The following is an 18,270-nucleotide window of genomic DNA, read 5'->3' as shown; positions in this document are numbered from 1 at the left end:
TATCGGCTCGCCATGACAGCAGCAGGGAAGCACCAGGTGAGCCGGACGGAGACCCCCCGGCGCGGCGGCCGGCAGGGACGAGCAGGAATCCGGGACGTGGCCGCCGCCGCAGGGGTCTCCATCACGACCGTCTCCGACGCGCTCAACGGCAAGGGCAGGCTCCCGGACGCCACCCGCAGCCATGTCCGCGAGGTCGCCGAGCGCCTGGGCTATCGCCCTTCCGCCGCGGCCCGAACGCTCCGAACCGGCAAGTCGGGCCTGATCGGCCTGACCGTGACGACCTACGGGGATGAACCTTTCACCTTCACCGAATTCGCGTACTTCGCCGAGATGGCCAGAGCCGCCACCTCCGCCGCGCTCGCCCGCGGCTATGCCCTCGTCATCCTTCCCGCCACCTCACGCCACGACGTCTGGTCGAACGTCGCGCTCGACGGCACCGTCGTCATCGACCCCTCCGACCAGGACCCGGTGGTCACCGAACTCGTACGCCAGGGGCTGCCCGTCGTCTCCGACGGCCGGCCGGCCGGGACCCTGCCGGTCACCGCGTGGGTGGACAACGACCACCGGGCAGCCGTCCTCGACCTCCTCGACCACCTCGCCGCCGCCGGCGCCCGCCGCATCGGACTGCTCACCGGCACCACCACCGACACCTACACCCGGCTGTCCACCACCGCGTACCTCCACTGGTGCGAGCGCGTCGGCCAGGACCCGGTGTACGAGTCCTACCCCGCCCACGACCCGTGCGCGGGCGCGGTGGCAGCCGACCGCCTGCTGGCCCGTCCGGACCGCCCGGACGCCGTCTACGGCCTCTTCGACCCCAACGGCACGGATCTGCTCGCGGCCGCCCGCCGGTACGGCCTGCGCGTCCCGGAGGACCTGCTCCTGGTCTGCTGCAGCGAGTCCACCGTGTACGCGACGACCGAGCCGCCCATCACCACGCTCTCGCTCAAACCGCGCCGCATCGGTACGGCGGTCGTCCAGCTGCTCATCGACGCCATCGAAGGGGTCGACCAGGACGGACCGGTGGAACAGGTCATACCGACGGAGCTCATCGTCCGGACCTCCTCGCAACGCCGTCCGCCACGCACCACGGTCAGCGCGCCACGCTCCCCGGCAGGGGATTGATCAGGCCAATTGGGACCAATCGACCGATGAACCTGGCGTGCGCGCGGATTCACCACCCCTGGTGCGTCACAGAGCACGATCCTCATTCCTATGATGGGCGCACGACACCGCGGACCACCCCGACCAGCAGGGCCCGTCAGGTGTACGGCGGCACGACGGTGGTGGAGGGGTCGATGACACAGGGGGCCGGTCAGGAACCCGTGGTGCGGACGGCGACGTTGCGCGACTTCCGCGTACCGCCCTATGCGCAGTCCCCTGCGCCGCCCGCCCCACCGCACCCGGGCAACGCCTTCCCGGGGGGCGAGCCGCCGGAGGGATACACACCGACCGCGCGCGACCTCCCCGTGATCACCCGCGAGGACACCGTCCAGGTACGGGCCGTGCCCGACCCGCGGCCCGCCCGCGAGCCGGGTCTCGGACCGCTGTACGTCGTCGGTGACGTCCACGGCTATCTGGACGAGCTCCTCGCCGCCCTCACCGAGCAGGACCTGATCGACTCCGAGGGCAGCTGGGCCGCGGGCAATGCCCGGCTCTGGTTCCTCGGCGACTTCACCGACCGGGGACCCGACGGAATCGGCGTCATCGACCTCGTGATGCGGCTGTCCGCCGAGGCCGCGGCCGCCGGCGGCTACTGCAAGGCCCTGATGGGCAACCACGAGCTGCTGCTCATCGGTGCCAAGCGGTTCGGCGACACCCCGGTCAACTCCGGTGCCGGCACCGCCACCTTCCAGGCCGCCTGGCTGCTCAACGGCGGCCAGAAGACGGACATGGAGCGGCTCCAGGACGTCCACCTCCAGTGGATGTCCCGACTCGACGCCGTCGTCGAGGAGGACGAGCACCTCCTGATGCACTCGGACACGACGGCGTACCTCGACTACGGATCCACCATCGAGGACGTCAACGACACGGTGCACGCCATTCTCACGCGAAACGACGCCGATGAGTGCTGGGACCTCTTCCGCAAGCTGACCAAGCGGTTCGCCTTCCGCGACGAATCGGGTCCTCAGGCCGTGCAGGAGCTCATGGCGGCCTACGGCGGCCGACGCGTCGTCCATGGCCACAGCCCCATTCCCTACCTTCTGGGCGAGGTCGGTTCCGAGGACGGCGAGGACAGGTCAGGGCCGCTGGTGGACGGACCGCACGTGTACGCGGACGGGCTCGCCATCGCCATGGACGGCGGAGTGACCATGGCCGGAAAGCTACTCGTGGTTCAACTCCCGTTGCATGACTGACGTTCTTCGGGGAAGACGCATCCCGACCTGAATACGCCGGTCACTGGGCCTATTTACGGAAACCCCCTGTCACCCCGTGCCGTGGGCGCTCTACCATCGGCGTATCAGTAGCAGGCTCTCCTCCGTTTTTGCCCGACTGCCCGGTTCGAGCGGGCACACAGGCCCTACGGAGCATCGGGGGATGCACATGAACAGCGCTCCGCACCTGCTGACCGAGGACCGGCCCGAGTACGAGCGGATCCTCGACGACGCACTGCGTCACGCCCATGAACGTCCGGATCTGGCCGCTGTCGGCGAACGGCTCAATCCGGTGCAGTTGCGCACCATGGCAATGGCTGCCACAGCCTTGATCACGGCGGCGGCGGCCACCGAGTACGAGCACTACGTGAAGGCTCGCGAAGAGATCCGCGCCGCGGCCGCCGGCCCGGAAGAGGACGGTGAAGCCGACGTCGGCCCGGCCGGCGCCCACCAGTCGGGCGCCGGCATAGGGGTCGTCATCACCGTGCTGGCCCCGGTGCTGGCAGGCACCGCCGCGGTGATCTTCCTGCTCATCGGCTACCTCCTCGAGGCGCTCGACCCGCCCCCGTCGTTCGCGCGCACCATGGTCGGCGCGGGCTGGTTCTTCACGGCAGCGACCGCGGCCGCCATCCTCGTGGCCGCGGTCGGCCTCCTCGTCACGGCTCTGCGCAACGGCTCGACATCGGTGGCCGCCGAGGAGCAGGGCGAGGAGCTGCCGGAGGATGTGGCACGAGCCAGAGAGGCCTGGCGCCACGCCCTGCTGGAACGCGGCATCCTGCCGTTCCTCCGGGACGCCCTCGCCGACCCCGGGGCCGCCCCGGCCGCGCGCATCCCGCACCGCTCGGCCAACCGCATCCCGAAGATCGGCTACAGCAGGCCGGACTTCTCCAGCCCGGACGACGGCCCGGCTGCCGCGCCCCGCCCGACGTTCACCAGTCCGGACTTCACGAGCCCCGACTTCGGTGGGCCCGAGCACGAGCTGGACTGATCTTGGCCGGCGCCGGGCAGTCCGGGCCTACAGCGCCGCCAGGTTGCCGACCAGGTCATCGAGGCCCAACGAGCCCTGGGACAGCGCCTTCATGTGCCAGGCCTTGAGGTCGAAGGCCGCACCATGGCGTCGCTTCGCCGCCTCACGGCCCTGTAGCCAGGCGCGTTCACCGAGCTTGTAGCCGATGGCCTGGCCGGGCCAGCCGAGGTAGCGGTCGATCTCCGCGTTGCGGCGGGCTGCGGGGCTGCCGTTGTAGGTGGCCATGAACTCCGCGGCGAGGGCCCCCGTCCAGCGCTCGCCGGGGTGGAAGCCGGAGTCTGCGGGGACGGCGAGTCCGAGGTGCATGCCGATGTCGACGATCACCCTGATGGTGCGCAGCATCTGCCCGTCCAGGAAGCCGAGGCGGCGCGCAGGGTCGGAGAAATGGCCCAGGTCGTCCATGAAACGCTCGGCATACAGGGCCCAGCCCTCGATGTTGGCGCTGACCATGCCCTCCGTCACCTGGTAGCGGCTGAGCCGGTCGGCGACCGCGACCCACTGGGCGAGTTGAAGGTGATGGCCGGGGACGCCCTCGTGGTACCAGATGCTGACGAGCTGCCAGGTCGGGTAGGTGCCCTGCTCCAGGGTCGGCAGATAGGTGCGTCCCGGGCGGCTGAAGTCGAGGCTCGGGCTCTGGTAGTAGGGACCGGAGGCGCTCCCCGCGGGCGCGATCCGGGACTCGACCTTGCGGAGCGGTCCGGAGAGGTCGAAGTGACTGCCGTCGAGGGTGCTTACCGCCTCGTCCATCAGCTGCTGCAGCCACTCGCGTGCGGCCTCCTCGCCCTTGACCGCGTGGCCGTGCTCCTCCAGGTGGTGCATGACCTCAAGGAGGCCGGCTCCCGGCAGGATGCGCTCGGCCTCGACGCGCATCTCGGCCAGCGTGCGGTGGAACTCGTCCCAGGCCCAGGCGTAGGCCTCGTCCAGATCGAGTTCGGCGCCGGTGTTGTACCGCGCGGCGCGCAGGTAGCGATCCCGGCCCACCGCGTCCGGGGTGCCCTCCGTGGCCGGGACGTAGGTGTCGCGCAGCCAGTCGCGGAACTCGGATACGGCGCGGGTGGCTCGGCGGGCCGCGTCGTCCAACTCGGGGCGCATCCGGTCGGTGCCGTCCGCGACGAAGTCGGCGAACCAGCCCGCGCCACTGCCACCGGGCTGTCCGGCGGACTCCCCGGTCCAGTCGGCAAGCTGGCCGATCACCCCTACGGCCTGTCGGGGAGCAGCGAGCAGACTGCGGGAGATCCCCTCGGTGAGGGTGTCCCGGTAGCCGTCCAGGGCGCCGGGGAGGTTGCGCAGCCGGCCGGCCACCGCTGCCCAGTCCTCGTCTGTGGTCGTGGGCATGAGAGTGAATATCGCCCGTACCTGGTCGACATGCCCGCCCACCGTGCGCAGCTGTCGGTAGTTCTCGCCGGTGTCGTGCATCGCGAGCTCGGCGGTGAGGCGTTCCCGCAGCAGCCGGGCGCAGGCCTGTTCAGCGGGGTCGTCCGGCACAAGGACGGCGTCGAGTGCGGTGAGACTGCGGCGGGCCAGCTCGGCATGGGCCTCGAAGCCCTCCGGCGAGAGGTCCGGTTGCCGATCGTCTGCCGGTTTCAGGCCCAGCCATGCGGAGGTCATCGGATCGTGTGCGGCCACCTGATCGAGGTGACGGTCGGCGAGGCTGCGCGGGGTGACCGATTCATTTGCCATGGACACATCTTGACGCGCCGTCGGATCATTCCTCCAGGCCTCCGAGCGCTGTTCCGGACGGCCCTCGGGGCCATCCGGAACAGCGCCTGCCATGCAGGTGTCAGTCCGCCACCGGGAGGTACACCCGGTTGCCCCGGGCGGCGAACTCCTCGGACTTCACCGCCATGCCGGCCAGCGCCTCCGCGTCGAATTCGGTGTGGACAGCCGTGGCCCCGTCGCCGTGCTCGTCACGGATCTTCTGGGAGATCTTCATCGAGCAGAACTTCGGGCCGCACATCGAGCAGAAGTGCGCCGTCTTCGCCGGCTCGGCCGGCAGCGTCTCGTCGTGGAACTCCCGTGCCGTGTCCGGGTCGAGGGCCAGGTTGAACTGGTCCTCCCAGCGGAACTCGAACCGGGCGTCCGACAGCGCGTCGTCCCACTCCTGCGCCCCCGGATGCCCCTTGGCGAGGTCTGCCGCATGGGCCGCGATCTTGTAGGTGATGACCCCGGTCTTCACGTCGTCCCGGTTGGGCAGACCGAGGTGCTCCTTGGGTGTCACGTAGCAGAGCATCGCCGTCCCCCACCAGGCGATCATCGCGGCGCCGATGCCCGAGGTGATGTGGTCGTACGCCGGCGCAACATCGGTCGTCAGCGGGCCGAGCGTGTAGAACGGCGCCTCCTCGCAGATCTCCTGCTGGAGGTCGATGTTCTCCTTGATCTTGTGCATCGGGACGTGGCCCGGACCCTCGATCATGGTCTGGACACCGAACCGCTTGGCGACGGTGTTCAGTTCGCCGAGCGTACGCAGTTCAGCGAACTGTGCCTCGTCGTTGGCATCCGCGATCGACCCGGGACGCAGCCCGTCACCCAGGGAGTACGTCACGTCGTACGAGGCGAGGATCTCGCAGAGCTCCTCGAAGTTCTCGTAGAGGAACGACTCCTTGTGGTGCGCGAGGCACCATGCCGCCATGATCGAGCCGCCTCGGGAGACGATCCCCGTCTTGCGGCGGGCCGTCAGCGGCACGTACGGCAGGCGCACGCCGGCGTGAACCGTCATGTAGTCGACACCCTGCTCGGCCTGCTCGATGACGGTGTCCTTGTAGATCTCCCAGGTCAGCTCCTCCGCCCTGCCGTCGACCTTCTCCAGGGCCTGGTAGAGCGGCACGGTGCCGATCGGAACGGGGGAGTTGCGAAGAACCCACTCACGGGTGGTGTGGATGTTGCGTCCGGTGGACAGATCCATGACCGTGTCGGCGCCCCACTTGGTCGCCCAGGTCATCTTGTCCACCTCCTCCTCGATGGAGGACGAGACCGCGGAGTTGCCGATGTTGGCGTTCACCTTCACCAGGAACCGCTTGCCGATGATCATCGGCTCGATCTCGGGGTGGTTGACGTTGGCCGGCAGGACGGCGCGGCCGGCCGCGATCTCCTCGCGCACCACCTCGGGCTCGACGTTCTCCCGGATCGCGACGTACTCCATCTCCGGGGTGACCTCGCCCCGGCGGGCGTACGCGAGCTGGGTGACGGGCCGGCCGTCCCGGCTGCGCCGCGGCTGGCGGGGACGGCCCGGGAAGACCGCGTCCAGATTGCGCAGCCCCCCGCGCGGTGAGGTGTGCTTGAGCCCGTCGTCCTCGGGGCGTGCGGGACGTCCCGTGTACTCCTCGGTGTCGCCGCGGGCGGTGATCCAGTTCTCCCGCAGAGGTGCCAGTCCGCGGCGGACATCGGTCTCGGTCGAGGGATCGGTGTACGGCCCCGACGTGTCGTACAGCGTCACGTCCTTGCCGTTGGTGAGGTGCACCTGACGGACCGGCACCCGGAGGTCCGGGCGTGAACCCTGGACGTACCCCTTGTGCCATCCGATGGACTTCCCGGCCTCGTCGCTCTGGTTCGAGGCAGGCGTGCGTGCGTCCGATGTGGTCATGAGACCTACTCCCTACGCCGGCATTACCCGGTAACAGGTTCGGCGGTCGGCGCAGCCTGTCCCGTACGGACGTACGGAGATCAGCGCCCTCTCAGCCCGGTGCTCCGAGCTCCCGCGTGTGCAAAGGTGCCACCACGCTAGCGCCCCGATCGGCAAGCTGAACAGAGGGCCCCTTGCTTGTTGCGATGATCGGCCGGTGACGTCCCCTCATAACGACTGCGAACCGCAGGGCCATCAGCACGCGCACTCGCACAGCCACGGCCCCGCCGCTCCCGTCTCCGGCCATCTGCGCAAGGTGATCGCCGCCGTGCTGATTCCGTTCGCGGCCGCGGTCGTCGTCGGGCTCGTGGTGCTCTGGCCCGGTGGTGCGCCGGCGCACGAGCGCACCGGTGTCGGTTTCGACCGGCAGACCCAGCAGGGCAAGGTGGTGAACGTCGGCAAGGTCGACTGCAAGGACGTGAGCGCCTCGCAGATCCCCGTCAGCGGTGAGACATCGCCGCCCACGGGCGAGCCGGCCACCGGGGACCGCCTGTGCGAGAAGGCCACCGTCGAAGTGACGAGCGGCCAGGACAAGGGCCGCACATTCATCGAGGTCGTCCAGCCGGACGCGCCCCGACAACTACGGAAGGGACAGGGGGTGGTCCTCGCGCACGCCCCCGACGCGCCCCACGACCTCCAGTACTCCGTGACCGATGTGAACCGGAAGTTCCCGTTGCTGTTGCTGGCCGGGGTCTTCGCCCTGGTGGTGGTGGCCGTGGGCAGAATGCGCGGGGTCATGGCGCTGGTGGCGCTCGCCCTGTCGTTCGCCGTCCTGACCCTGTTCATCCTTCCGGCCATCCTGCAGGGCTCGAACCCCCTGGTCGTGGCAGTCGTCGGGGCCGGCGCCATCATGCTGATCGCGCTCTACATCTGCCACGGGCTGACCGCCCGCACCTCGGTCGCCGTCATCGGAACCCTGATCTCACTGCTGCTGATCGGGCTGCTCGGCTCGCTCTTCATCGGCTGGGCGAGCCTCAGCGGGAACACCGATGACAACACCGGCCTCATCCACGGCCTGTATCCGCACATCGACATGAGCGGACTGCTGCTGGCCGGCGTCATCATCGGTTCCCTCGGGGTGCTCGACGATGTGACGGTCACCCAGACCTCGGCGGTCTGGGAACTTCACCAGGCGGATCCGACGATGAGTGCGAAGGAGCTCTACCGGGCAGGGATCAGGATCGGGCGTGACCACATCGCCTCGGTGGTCAACACCCTGGTGCTCGCCTATGCGGGCGCCGCGCTTCCACTGCTGCTGCTGTTCTCGATCGCCCAGAGCAGCATGGGAACGGTGGCCAACAGCGAACTGGTGGCGGAGGAGATCGTGCGCACACTGATCGGCTCGATCGGACTGGTCGCCTCGGTGCCGGTGACCACCGCGCTCGCGGCACTGGTCGTCTCCGCGGACCGCACCGGGCTCGCCGCGTTTTCCGGTGCTCCGGCGCCCGTACGGAGCGGCAGGGGACGCCGTCGCCGGGCGAGGTCCTGAGTGCCCGGACACGGAGAGCGATTCACCCGTTCGGCAGGTGTGCTGTTCGACCGGCATGCAGGCCATGGGCACGGCCTTCGTCAGCCGGCGTTCTGTTCCTCGGCCAGAATTCGCCCCAGCGCCTCTTCCAGATTGCCCTCGAAGTCACCCAGCGTGCACTCCTGCCCGAGCGGCACGAGCTTGTCCGTCCGGTCGAGAAACGCCACAAGAGGTGCCGTGCCGGCCCGGAACAGCGCACGGTCAGCCCCCACCTGGAGCCGGATGTGGACGTCGGACAGCCCTTCGGGCTCCGTCGGCCCGATGTGCACATCGCCGTCACCACTGGGGCTGTTGAGACCGTCGAGCAGCAGCTCACGGCCGAAAGCCCAGGTGACGGGGGCGTCGCCGGGCAGATGGAAGGTCATCCGGATCGCGTACGGATCGCACACCTCGTACCGGAGCTCCACCGGGATACGGAAAGAGAGCTCCTCGGAGACGAGGAAGCTCATCATGACCTCAGCTTGAACCGACTCGCGCATCGTTCAACCCCGCAGTAGATGAATCTGGCCAGGAATGATCCCCCATGGCCCTATTGACGCCATCGTGGTGCACCCGATAGCAGATCACAAGGAGTGATTTTTCAGATACTGATAGAGAACACGAACGAACGCAAGAGGCTGGCCACTTCGCCACGTAGTCGTTCGACTGCGGGGAGCAACCGTTCCGCCTGGTCGAGAGGAACCGAAATGGCCACCGCGGCGGCCGTGAATCCGGCCGTGATCGGGATGGCCGCGCAGACCGTCCCGAGGGCGTATTCCTGTCGTTCGATGACAGGTTCCATACGATCGGTCGACCGCAGCCGCTCAAGAAGTGCCGGGCGGTCGCGCACGGAGTAGCGGGTCAGCGGGTGTACCGGATACCGGTCCAGGTGGTCCTCGCGGGCCTGCTCGTCGAGCTGGCCCAGCAGGCACTGGCCGATGGCATGGGCGTGCCCCGTCTCACCGAAGGCCGCCCACTCCTCCACCGCCGGCGCAGCGGGGGTGTCCGCGACCGCGACGAGTTCGATCTCACCGTCGCGGTAGACGGCGCAGTACACCGGGGCGCCGATGAGGTCCCGCCACCGCCCCAGGGACTGGGTCATTCTGCTGCGACGATTCTGCAGCGCGCCGTCGTCCACCAGCCGCTCCGCGGCGGCGCCAAAGAGGAAGACCCCGTTCTCCCGGCGCAGATATCCCTCGTGTGTCAGCGTGCGCAGCAGGTGGTAGGCGGTGGGAAGGGGAAGTCCCGCTTCCCGGGCCAGCTGCTTGGCCGGAGCCCCGTCGCGATGGGTGCCCACAGCCTCCAGCAGCCTCAGCGCCCGCTGCACCGATCCGATCAACGTCGGAACGGCGGTACTCGATGCCGTGGTCAACGGTCACCCCCAGGCATGGTGACGGGCGGTCAGCCCGCCTGTGGGGGCCGCCCCCACAGATCTGCCGCAGGCCTGGGGTCCAGAAGGCCGGATGCCGTACAAACCACTGGTCAGGGTGGCGACTGACGGTGCATTCCCAGGCGGCGGCAGCGGACTGCCACTGTATCGGGAGCATCCGGGCCGGGTGCCGTTTCATCTTCCGCTTAGCTCAGCTGGGCTAATCGCCCGGCCGGTCGTGCGGTTACCAGTCGCTCCGTGAGGAGGAGGACGACATGAACTTCCGTACGACGAAGACGAGCCCGCCGACCAGGATCACGACGAGCAGGACCTTGAACAGCAGCCAGATCACGAACCCGACGATGCTGGCGATCAGACCGCCGAACACGACGATCGCGATGACAGGCACCGCGATCCACTTCACCCACCAGGGCATTCCCGCGAATATCTCCCGCACGGCCATCGTCCTTACCTCGTCTCTGTGACTTCCTGCTCCGATGCTAGAGGCGCGGGGACGGGCTGCGGGGCTCCGGAGCCCTTGAACTCCCCTGATCGATCCCCTAGGGATCCCCGAGGTGCGGCTCAGCCCTCGGGCGGCGAGAAGACCACCATCACTCGCAGGTCCTCGGTGATGTGGTGGAACTTGTGGGCGGTGCCGGCCGGTACGTACACGACACTTCCTCTGCCCACCTGCGTCGTTTCCATGCCCACGGTGATCGAAGCGCGCCCGCTGACGACGAAGTAGACCTCGTCCTGGTTGTGCGGCTGCTGTGGGTCGAGTTCACCGGCGTCCAGGGCGTACAGACCGACAGACATGTTCCGTTCGCGGACGAACTGGAGGTAGGCGCCGTCGTTGGCGGCCCGTTCCGCTTCCAGTTCGTCCAGTCTGAATGCCTTCATGGCCCGTCCGCCCCTTGCCTCTGTCCTGCCGGTGTCCGCCACCGATCACGTCTGCCACGATCAGACACATGAAGAATTTCGTAGTCAAGACGATCGCCAACGCGGGTGCGCTGGCCGTGGCCATCTGGCTGCTCCAGGACATCACGCTGACCGGTGGCGGCACCGGCCGCAAGATAATGACCCTGATCGTGGTCGCGCTGATCTTCGGCCTGGTCAACTTCCTCGTCAAGCCGGTGGTGAAGCTGCTCACACTGCCGCTCTTCATCCTCACACTGGGGCTGATCACCCTGGTGGTGAACGCCCTGATGCTGCTGCTGACCTCATGGCTGGCCGACGTGCTGGATCTGAGCTTCCATGTCCACGGCTTCTGGACCGCCATCCTCGGTGGTCTGATCATTTCGATCGTGTCCTGGGCGCTGAACGTCGTCCTGCCCGACGAGGACTGAACCGCGAACACCTGAAACAGTGCAGGCAGGACCGGTGACCGACCGGGGAGAGAAGCGAGGAAGCGGTATGAGCACCATGGGCGACGGAACCCGGGCGGTACGTGCGGGCCTGCCGGAACCGCAGCAGTACGAGCCCACTCTCCCCGGTCCTGTCTTCGCAGCGCACTTCCACCTGTCCGGCGAGCCGACCGGGCCGTACACCTACGGGCGTGACACCAATCCGACCTGGACCCATCTGGAACGGGCCATCGGGGAACTCGAAGCGCCGGGCGAGAACGTCGAGACCACGGTCTTCGCCTCCGGCATGGCGGCGATCTCCGCGGTCCTGCTGTCCCAGGTGCGCACCGGCGATGTCGTCGTGCTGCCCGACGACGGCTACCAGGCTCTTCCGCTGGTACGTGCGCAGCTGGAGGCCTACGGCGTCGAGGTGCGCACCGCCCCGACGGGGGGCGACGCCCAGCTGGCACTCCTGGAGGGGGCCCGGCTTCTGTGGATCGAGACCCCGTCCAACCCCGGGCTCGATGTCTGTGACGTGCGTCGGCTCGTCGAGGCGGCGCACGCGGGCGGCACACTGGTGGCCGTCGACAACACGCTTGCCACCCCGCTCGGCCAGCGGCCCCTGGAACTCGGCGCCGACTTCTCTGTGGCCAGCGACACCAAGGGCATGACCGGCCACGGCGACATCCTGCTCGGCCATGTGACCTGCCGCGACTCCGAGCTGGCGGCGGGGGTGCGGCGCTGGCGCAAGGTGGTCGGCGCGATCCCCGGCCCCATGGAGGCCTGGCTCGCTCACCGCTCCCTGGCCACGCTGGAGCTGCGGATCGAGCGGCAGTGTGCGAACGCCCTCGTGCTCGCCGAGGCCCTCGCCAAGCAGCCGGAGGTGAGCGGACTGCGCTACCCCGGTCTGCCCACCGATCCCTCGTACCCGAACGCCGTGCGGCAGATGCGGCGCTTCGGCTCCGTGGTGTCGTTCGTCCTGGCGGATCGCGGGACCGCCGAGCGCTTCCTCTCGGCGCTGCATCTCGCCGAGGACGCCACCAGCTTCGGAGGCGTACGTTCCACCGCCGAACGCCGGGCCCGCTGGGGCGGCGACGCGGTACCGGAAGGCTTCATCCGCTTCTCCGTCGGGGCCGAGAACGCTGCCGACCTGGTGGCCGACGTCGAACGGGCGCTGGCCGAGGCGGTGACCGGGAGCTGAGCTCCCCACAGCAGTACGGCAAGGACGGTCCGAGCCTCCCCCCTCGTGGCTCGGACCGCCCCGGTTCTCCGCCTTCTCCTCGCGAAGAACCGCCTCGACAAGGCTAGTTGACTCTGCGTCAGTGTCCAATCACAGTAGCGGCAGCGACCTATCGACATATTTATAGTTGTCCTGGTCCAACGGGTCGCACGGGTGAGAGGGGACGGACATGGACCTGGCCCTGTTGCGCACCTTCGTCACCGTGCACCGCGCCGGCTCGTTCACCCGCGCCGCCGCACTCCTCGGCCTCTCCCAGCCCGCCGTGACCTCGCAGATCCGCACCCTGGAACGGCAACTGGGCCGTCCGCTCTTCCTCCGCCGGGCCCGCGGCGTGACGCCCACCACCATCGGCGACGAGCTCGCGCACCGGGCGGCTCCCCATCTGGACGCCCTGGTCGAGATCGCCGAGACCGAGCTCGACGAGGAGTCGGGCGTACGGACACTGCATTTGGCGGGACCGCCGGAGTTCACCTCACTGCGGGCTCTGCCCGCCCTCACCCCGCTCATCGCCCAGGGGCTCGCACTGCGCAGCTCGTTCTCCGCAGACACCGACGAGACGCTCGACGGTCTTGCCGCCGGGCACCATGACCTGGCCATCGTGACGGCCCGGCCGCGCGGCGGGCTGCTCACCGCCGCCCCGCTCTGCGACGAGGAGCACATCCTGGTCGCAGCACCCCGGTGGGCCGGACGTCTGGGACCGGGAACGCTACGGCGCAACGGACCTGTGGTCCTGGAGCAGCTGCCGGTGGTCGAGGTGCACGAGAGCCTGCCCCTCGTCTCCCGCTATTGGGCGGCGGTCTTCGACAGCCGTCCCGCGGCGGCCGGGGCCGTCATCACTCCGGATCTGCGGGCGGTCCTGGAATGCACGGCGGCGGGGGCAGGGCTCGCCGTGCTACCCCGCTATCTGTGCGAGGGCGCACTGGAACGGGGGGAGGTGGTGGCGCTCCTCGATCCACCGGTGCCACCCCTGCGTACCTACTTCCTGGCCGCGCGGACCGGCACGCTCGCGCTTCCGCACCTCGCTCGGGCGCACGATTTGCTGCTGCGTGCCGCAGCCGACTGGTGACCGCAGGACGGCCCAGCAGGCATCAGGTGTTTCAGAACCGGTTCTGCGGGCCACTCTCTTGCCATGACCGAACGTCCTGTGGTCAAGCGCACCGCACGCGCCGTCCTGCTCGATGGCAACGACCTCATCCTCATCAAGCGCACCAAGCCGGGGGTGGACCCCTACTGGCTCACGCCGGGTGGCGGGGTCGAGCGCGAGGACGCAACCGTCGTCGAAGCCCTGCACCGCGAATTGGACGAGGAGCTCGGCGCCAAGATCACTGATGTGGTGCCCTGCTTCGTCGACACCGTGGAACACATCGAGAGCAACGGGGTGAAGGGCGTCAAGGTCCAGCACTTCTTCGTCTGCCGACTCGAATCGATGGACCTGTCCCTGCGCCACGGCCCCGAGATCGACGACCCCTGCGGGGAGTACGACGTCGTACGCGTTCCGTTCAGCAGGGTCGGGATCGCCGCCGTTCACCTCGTACCGCTGTCACTGCGGCACTACCTGGACGGCAACATCGAGGGTGTCCGAGCGATGCACGCGCCCGACCTGGGCTGATCCGCGAGGGCGTGGCCGGGACGGTTGGCAGCTTATCGACGCGCGGTGGCCCCTACCCTGCAGCCTCGGGCCGTTCCCTGGGGCGGGAGCTCACTTTTCGGGCGGGCGGGGCCCCGTAGCAGGCCCGCTCCCAAGTTCCTCGTACGCCCAAGCCAGTACGCGGGGATACTCCCCTCGGCAGATGACCCGTCACGCGGACCGCTGCACCGTGTTTCACGTGAAACCACTCAAGCGCCGCACCCGCAGAAGCCTCCTCGTCGCCCATGTGTCGGTATCCGTCAGCTGGCTCGGTCTCACCGTCGGCCTGCTGACGCTCGGCATCACCGCTTTCGCGACCGGCGATCCGGTCACCGCGCAGGCCGCCACCCGGGCCATGAAGATCTTCGGTGACTGGCTTGTCGTTCCGGTCGCAATGGCTGCCCTGATCAGCGGCCTGATCCTGTCACTCGGCACGCCATGGGGACTGGCCAGACATCGCTGGGTCTGGACGAAGTTCTGGCTCACCCTGGTCACGACGGGACTGTCGGTCTTCTCATTGCGCCCCGGCATCAACGAGGCCGCGGAGCGCGGGGCTGTCGACATCAGCCTCGTCATCGCTCCGTCGGTGGCCACCGCGACGTACGTCTTCATCACCGCGATCTCCGTGCTGAAGCCCTGGGGGCCGACCCGACGCGGCCAACGGCTGCGTGTCTCGACCAGATCCGTTAAAGCGGTGGACGAGCGATCACTGCGTCGGACAGCCTGACCCCTATGCCCAGCTCATTGCCCCGCCCGCTCGCCGACCTACCCGTCCGGCGTCTCACCCGGGACGATCTGGTCCCGTGTGCCGATCTCAGCGAGGACCGCGGCTGGCCGCGCGATGAGCACCGGTGGGGGCTGCTCCTCACCGCGGGGACGGCGTACGGCATCGACGACCCCGAGGGCAAGGGCCTGATGGCCACCTGCGTGGTGACCTCATACGGTCCGGACATGGCCGCCATCGGCATGCTGCTGGTCGCCGGGCGCTACAGCCGTCAGGGGGTCGCGCGGTACCTGATGGAGCGGGTGATCGACTCGACCGGGGGCGCTCCCCTCGGCCTCTACGCGACGCCGGCAGGCCAACCGCTCTACGAGAAGCTGGGATTCAGGTCGGTGGGCCGGACCCAGCGGGTGAGCGGGTACTTGCGGCCGGCCGCGGAGCCGGGGAGCCGCGGAACGGAGGTTGACCCGGGTCGGGCCGATGACGCGGGCCCGACTGTCCGCCGGGCCACAGCAGGGGATCTGCCGGCCATGCTCCGTCTGGACTCGGAGGCCTTCGGCCTCGACCGGATGCAGCTCCTGGCCCGTCTCCCCGCCTTCGCCGACCATCTGCGGGTCGCCGAGGACGGCGGGGAACTCGTCGGGTACGCCGCGCTGTGGCCCAGCGCGGAGAATCATGTGGTCGGGCCGCTGATCGCACGGGACACCGCCACGGCGAAGCTGCTTGTCGTCTCGCTCGCCGGGGCGACGGACCGGCCGCTGCGCGCGGACATCGACGCCCGTCACGAAGAGCTGCTGGCCTGGTTCGGTGCGTGTGGTCTGGAGCCCGGCTCGGCGACCACGGTCATGCGACTCGGGAACCCGCCACCGTCGGGGGACTGGACTCGGAGCTTCGCGCCACTGAGCGTGGCGACGGGCTGACGCCTGGCAGATCCGTTCGAACCACCGGGATCACCGCCCCGGTTCGGTCCCCCTGCTCAGTTGTCGAACCACACGGTGAGCCGGACGTTCTCGTCCCCGTGGACGGCGGCGAGGGCTTCCATCACGGACCACACCGGCTTCCACTCACCTTCCGGCGGCACAGCGTCACGCCTGGTCATCCGCTCCAGCCGGTAGAGGCGGTCGCCGTCCCGCCACTCCGTTCCCTCGGGCCAGTCCGTCCGGCCGTAGTGATCGCCGGCGCGGGTTGAGGGATCGGCCGGGAGCCCCGCCGCTTTGGCGAAGCGGGCACTCCAGGTCGCCTTGGAGACGAGGACCCACGTACCGTCCACCGCTTCGTACTCATGGATCCGCTGGTCCGTGGTCCTGGCCGGCTCGTCCCAGTCGACGCACTTCAACTCACTCCACGCGATCCAGCTGGGGCTGTGCGCGCTGGAGGCCCAGTCGTCGAAATCCGCGCGTGCGGCGTCGGAGGCCAGCTCGGGCAGCCCCCGTTCCGCGGCAAGAGGAGCGAAGCCTGCGTGATTGCGCACGCCGAACAGGCAGCCGAACGCGTCGTAGTCCCGTCCCAGGTACACGAGGTCGAGATCGACGGCCGCCGACCACGCGTCCTCCGGCTCCGCCCACCGCGACCGGCACTCGATGAACCCGTGAATGTCAGCTCCCATGTGCGGAGATTCTCCGGACACATGGGAGCTGACACCAGCGAATTACCTGTGGATGCAGGGCGGATGGGGCCTCAGAGGAGAGCGGCGACAGCGGTCGTCGCGAACCCGTGGTCCTGCTCGGGAGCACCGCCACCGACCCCGATCGCGCCGATCAGCCGGCCGTCGCGGTGAACCGGGACACCACCGGCGATGAAGAGCAGCGGCCGGTCCAGCGCGGTCGGCAGGGTGTGGAAGAGACCGCCCGGCTGGACCGCCTCGACGAGGTCGGCCGTGGGGGCGTTGAGCTGCAGCGCCGTGTACGCCTTGCGGGTGCTGGTCTCACCGGCGATGAGGACGGCCCGGTCGTCGCGGCGGAAGGCCAGCAGGTGACCGCCCGCGTCCAGGACGGTGACGGCTGCCGCGACGCCTGCGGCCTCGGCGGCCGTACGGGCCGCCTCGATCAGTGCCTCCGCGTCCTGCGTGGTCAGGGGGGCTACAGCTGCAGTGAGCGTGCTCATGGGGGGGGCTCCTTGGTGTGGTGCGGTGATGGGTGGGGGATACGGGGTGGTCAGTGCCGGGCGTCCGCGGGTACGGCGGACGGCTCAGGGGCGTGGGTGGTCACGAGGCCGCTCCGGGTGGTCGTGCGGCGCTCCAGGGAGCTGGAGACGACGGCGAGCACCAGGGCCGAGGCGGCGAGCACCGCACCGACCCAGTTGGGTGCGGTATAGCCGAGACCGGCGGCGATGACGATGCCGCCGAGCCATGCGGACAGGGCGTTACCGAGGTTGAAGGCGCCGATGTTCACCGCGGAGGCGAGAGTCGGGGCGCCGGCCGCCTGGTCGAGCACCCGCTTCTGCAGCGGGGGCACGGTCGCGAAGCCCAGACCACCGATCAGGAAGATGGTGACGGCTGCCGCGATCTGGTTGTGGGCGGTCAGCGTGAACAGCGACAGGACGATCGCGAGACCACCCAGCGACACGTACAGCAGGGGCATCAGACGACGGTCGGCGAACCTGCCACCGATCAGATTGCCTCCGACCATGCCGAGGCCGAAGAGCACCAGCAGCCAGGTGACGGAGGAGGCCGAGTAGCCGGCGATCTCCGTCATCATCGGCGTGATGTACGTGATCGCTGCGAAGACCCCACCGAAGCCCAGCACGGTCATCGCCATGGCGAGCAGTACCTGCACGTTGCGGAAGGCTGCGAGCTCGTGGCGGAGCCGGACGCCTTCGGGGCGGGGCTGGTCGGGAACGAGCCGGGCCACACCGAGCAGACCGATGACACCGAGGGCGGCGACAACGAAGAACGTGCTCCGCCAGCCGACGCTCTGACCGATGTAGGTGCCCAGCGGCACACCGACGACGTTGGCGACGGTGAGGCCCGTGAACATCATGGCGATCGCGCCGGCCTTCTTGTGCGGGGCGACCAGACCGGCTGCCACCACCGATCCGATGCCGAAGAAGGCGCCGTGGGCGAGCGAAGCGATCACCCGGCCCGCGAGCATCACTCCGAAGACGGGGGCGGTCGCGGAGACCACGTTCCCGATGACGAACAGCGCCATCAGGATCATCAGCATGCGCTTGCGGCTGACCCTGGTGCCGAGGAGGGTCATCAGAGGGGCCCCGATGACGACACCGAGCGCATAGCCGGTGACGAGGAAGCCTGCGGTCGGGATCGAGACCTGGAAGTCCGCAGCCACTTCGGGGAGCAGCCCCATGATCACGAACTCGGTCGTTCCGATACCGAATGCCCCGATGGCGAGGGCGAGGAGCGCGAGCGGCATGGGTTTCACCTTCCCTGGAGATTGCGTCTGCGCCTTACGAGCGTCCACAATAATTGCAGGCGCGGGTTAATTGC

General features: G+C 69.0%; 19 protein-coding genes and 1 riboswitch. Of the genes, 10 read left to right on the top strand and 9 right to left on the bottom strand.

Annotation, left to right across the window (positions count from 1 at the left end):
• The first annotated feature begins 12 nt into the window (after window positions 1-12).
• The 3 genes from SH922_RS20115 to SH922_RS20105 all read left to right on the top strand — a co-directional run bounded on the left by SH922_RS20115 (window position 13) and on the right by SH922_RS20105 (window position 3,363).
• The gene (locus SH922_RS20115) at window positions 13-1,125 is read left to right on the top strand and encodes a LacI family DNA-binding transcriptional regulator (RefSeq protein ID WP_326737456.1); all 1,113 of its coding nucleotides are present in this window, start codon (window positions 13-15) and stop codon (window positions 1,123-1,125) included.
• A 173-nt stretch (window positions 1,126-1,298) separates the two neighbouring features.
• Window positions 1,299-2,357, top strand: a complete 1,059-nt coding sequence (locus SH922_RS20110) for a metallophosphoesterase (RefSeq protein ID WP_393059308.1) — start codon at window positions 1,299-1,301, stop codon at window positions 2,355-2,357.
• Window positions 2,358-2,538: 181 nt separating this feature from the next.
• Complete coding sequence (locus SH922_RS20105; protein WP_393059307.1) at window positions 2,539-3,363, top strand: hypothetical protein; 825 nt, start codon at window positions 2,539-2,541, stop codon at window positions 3,361-3,363.
• Between the two features lie 27 nt (window positions 3,364-3,390).
• On the opposite strand, the gene SH922_RS20100 is transcribed toward SH922_RS20105, so the two are convergent.
• Together SH922_RS20100 and thiC are read right to left on the bottom strand one after the other, a co-directional pair.
• The gene (locus tag SH922_RS20100; RefSeq protein ID WP_393059306.1) at window positions 3,391-5,082 is read right to left on the bottom strand and encodes a DUF885 domain-containing protein; all 1,692 of its coding nucleotides are present in this window, start codon (window positions 5,080-5,082) and stop codon (window positions 3,391-3,393) included.
• Window positions 5,083-5,182: 100 nt separating this feature from the next.
• Complete coding sequence (gene thiC, locus SH922_RS20095; protein ID WP_393059305.1) at window positions 5,183-6,982, bottom strand: phosphomethylpyrimidine synthase ThiC; 1,800 nt, start codon at window positions 6,980-6,982, stop codon at window positions 5,183-5,185.
• Window positions 6,975-7,108: riboswitch (TPP riboswitch) on the bottom strand. It overlaps the preceding gene by 8 nt.
• A 70-nt stretch (window positions 7,109-7,178) precedes the next feature.
• Between thiC and SH922_RS20090 the strand changes: the two genes are divergently transcribed.
• Window positions 7,179-8,510, top strand: a complete 1,332-nt coding sequence (locus SH922_RS20090) for a YibE/F family protein (RefSeq protein WP_393059304.1) — start codon at window positions 7,179-7,181, stop codon at window positions 8,508-8,510.
• Window positions 8,511-8,590: 80 nt separating this feature from the next.
• On the opposite strand, the gene SH922_RS20085 is transcribed toward SH922_RS20090, so the two are convergent.
• The 4 genes from SH922_RS20085 to SH922_RS20070 all read right to left on the bottom strand — a co-directional run bounded on the left by SH922_RS20085 (window position 8,591) and on the right by SH922_RS20070 (window position 10,797).
• Window positions 8,591-9,028 (bottom strand): SsgA family sporulation/cell division regulator, encoded by a 438-nt coding sequence (locus SH922_RS20085; RefSeq protein ID WP_114245561.1) that lies wholly within the window; start codon window positions 9,026-9,028, stop codon window positions 8,591-8,593.
• A gap of 101 nt (window positions 9,029-9,129) precedes the next feature.
• Window positions 9,130-9,900, bottom strand: a complete 771-nt coding sequence (locus SH922_RS20080; RefSeq protein ID WP_393059303.1) for an IclR family transcriptional regulator — start codon at window positions 9,898-9,900, stop codon at window positions 9,130-9,132.
• Window positions 9,901-10,141: 241 nt separating this feature from the next.
• Entirely contained in the window at window positions 10,142-10,354 is a 213-nt protein-coding gene (locus tag SH922_RS20075) for a DUF5326 family protein (protein ID WP_393059302.1), read from the bottom strand.
• A gap of 125 nt (window positions 10,355-10,479) precedes the next feature.
• Window positions 10,480-10,797 (bottom strand): cupin domain-containing protein, encoded by a 318-nt coding sequence (locus SH922_RS20070; protein ID WP_350988316.1) that lies wholly within the window; start codon window positions 10,795-10,797, stop codon window positions 10,480-10,482.
• Between the two features lie 68 nt (window positions 10,798-10,865).
• Between SH922_RS20070 and SH922_RS20065 the strand changes: the two genes are divergently transcribed.
• The 6 genes from SH922_RS20065 to SH922_RS20040 all read left to right on the top strand — a co-directional run bounded on the left by SH922_RS20065 (window position 10,866) and on the right by SH922_RS20040 (window position 15,748).
• A complete protein-coding gene (locus SH922_RS20065; protein WP_393059301.1) occupies window positions 10,866-11,243 on the top strand; it encodes a phage holin family protein in 378 nt (125 codons plus the stop codon).
• A gap of 67 nt (window positions 11,244-11,310) precedes the next feature.
• Window positions 11,311-12,441, top strand: coding sequence for a cystathionine gamma-lyase (locus tag SH922_RS20060; RefSeq protein WP_393059300.1), 1,131 nt, complete (start codon window positions 11,311-11,313; stop codon window positions 12,439-12,441).
• A gap of 208 nt (window positions 12,442-12,649) precedes the next feature.
• On the top strand, window positions 12,650-13,546 hold the full coding sequence (locus tag SH922_RS20055; RefSeq protein WP_393059299.1) for a LysR family transcriptional regulator: 897 nt from the start codon (window positions 12,650-12,652) through the stop codon (window positions 13,544-13,546).
• A 63-nt stretch (window positions 13,547-13,609) separates the two neighbouring features.
• On the top strand, window positions 13,610-14,089 hold the full coding sequence (locus SH922_RS20050) for an NUDIX domain-containing protein (protein WP_393059298.1): 480 nt from the start codon (window positions 13,610-13,612) through the stop codon (window positions 14,087-14,089).
• Window positions 14,090-14,306: 217 nt separating this feature from the next.
• Window positions 14,307-14,834: a DUF2269 domain-containing protein gene (locus tag SH922_RS20045; RefSeq protein ID WP_393059297.1), complete on the top strand. Its 528-nt coding sequence runs from the start codon at window positions 14,307-14,309 to the stop codon at window positions 14,832-14,834.
• Between the two features lie 5 nt (window positions 14,835-14,839).
• Window positions 14,840-15,748 carry a GNAT family N-acetyltransferase gene (locus tag SH922_RS20040; protein ID WP_393059296.1) on the top strand — a complete coding sequence of 303 codons (909 nt, stop codon included), beginning with the start codon at window positions 14,840-14,842 and terminating at the stop codon, window positions 15,746-15,748.
• A 56-nt stretch (window positions 15,749-15,804) separates the two neighbouring features.
• On the opposite strand, the gene SH922_RS20035 is transcribed toward SH922_RS20040, so the two are convergent.
• From SH922_RS20035 to SH922_RS20025, 3 genes are all read right to left on the bottom strand, one after another.
• Complete coding sequence (locus tag SH922_RS20035; RefSeq protein WP_393059295.1) at window positions 15,805-16,434, bottom strand: hypothetical protein; 630 nt, start codon at window positions 16,432-16,434, stop codon at window positions 15,805-15,807.
• Window positions 16,435-16,505: 71 nt separating this feature from the next.
• Window positions 16,506-16,931, bottom strand: coding sequence for a heme-binding protein (locus tag SH922_RS20030; protein WP_393059294.1), 426 nt, complete (start codon window positions 16,929-16,931; stop codon window positions 16,506-16,508).
• A gap of 50 nt (window positions 16,932-16,981) precedes the next feature.
• Entirely contained in the window at window positions 16,982-18,196 is a 1,215-nt protein-coding gene (locus tag SH922_RS20025; RefSeq protein ID WP_393059293.1) for an MFS transporter, read from the bottom strand.
• Window positions 18,197-18,270 lie beyond the last annotated feature (74 nt).

It is taken from the genome of Streptomyces sp. LN549 (assembly GCF_043203805.1).
Classification (GTDB): Bacteria; Actinomycetota; Actinomycetes; order Streptomycetales; family Streptomycetaceae; genus Streptomyces.
Note: the sequence above shows the minus strand (reverse complement) of the source record. Positions and strands in the feature narration are given on the sequence as shown.

What these genes read in the sequence shown, in the direction of transcription:
- SH922_RS20060 (WP_393059300.1), top strand. Translation starts at nt 11,311, where the DNA reads ATGAGCACCATGGGCGACGGAACCCGGGCGGTACGTGCGGGCCTGCCG.
- thiC (WP_393059305.1), bottom strand. Translation starts at nt 6,982, where the DNA reads ATGACCACATCGGACGCACGCACGCCTGCCTCGAACCAGAGCGACGAG.
- SH922_RS20070 (WP_350988316.1), bottom strand. Translation starts at nt 10,797, where the DNA reads ATGAAGGCATTCAGACTGGACGAACTGGAAGCGGAACGGGCCGCCAAC.
- SH922_RS20065 (WP_393059301.1), top strand. Translation starts at nt 10,866, where the DNA reads ATGAAGAATTTCGTAGTCAAGACGATCGCCAACGCGGGTGCGCTGGCC.
- SH922_RS20035 (WP_393059295.1), bottom strand. Translation starts at nt 16,434, where the DNA reads ATGGGAGCTGACATTCACGGGTTCATCGAGTGCCGGTCGCGGTGGGCG.
- SH922_RS20030 (WP_393059294.1), bottom strand. Translation starts at nt 16,931, where the DNA reads ATGAGCACGCTCACTGCAGCTGTAGCCCCCCTGACCACGCAGGACGCG.
- SH922_RS20025 (WP_393059293.1), bottom strand. Translation starts at nt 18,196, where the DNA reads ATGCCGCTCGCGCTCCTCGCCCTCGCCATCGGGGCATTCGGTATCGGA.
- SH922_RS20100 (WP_393059306.1), bottom strand. Translation starts at nt 5,082, where the DNA reads ATGGCAAATGAATCGGTCACCCCGCGCAGCCTCGCCGACCGTCACCTC.
- SH922_RS20085 (WP_114245561.1), bottom strand. Translation starts at nt 9,028, where the DNA reads ATGCGCGAGTCGGTTCAAGCTGAGGTCATGATGAGCTTCCTCGTCTCC.
- SH922_RS20050 (WP_393059298.1), top strand. Translation starts at nt 13,610, where the DNA reads ATGACCGAACGTCCTGTGGTCAAGCGCACCGCACGCGCCGTCCTGCTC.
- SH922_RS20110 (WP_393059308.1), top strand. Translation starts at nt 1,299, where the DNA reads ATGACACAGGGGGCCGGTCAGGAACCCGTGGTGCGGACGGCGACGTTG.
- SH922_RS20115 (WP_326737456.1), top strand. Translation starts at nt 13, where the DNA reads ATGACAGCAGCAGGGAAGCACCAGGTGAGCCGGACGGAGACCCCCCGG.
- SH922_RS20105 (WP_393059307.1), top strand. Translation starts at nt 2,539, where the DNA reads ATGCACATGAACAGCGCTCCGCACCTGCTGACCGAGGACCGGCCCGAG.
- SH922_RS20040 (WP_393059296.1), top strand. Translation starts at nt 14,840, where the DNA reads ATGCCCAGCTCATTGCCCCGCCCGCTCGCCGACCTACCCGTCCGGCGT.
- SH922_RS20055 (WP_393059299.1), top strand. Translation starts at nt 12,650, where the DNA reads ATGGACCTGGCCCTGTTGCGCACCTTCGTCACCGTGCACCGCGCCGGC.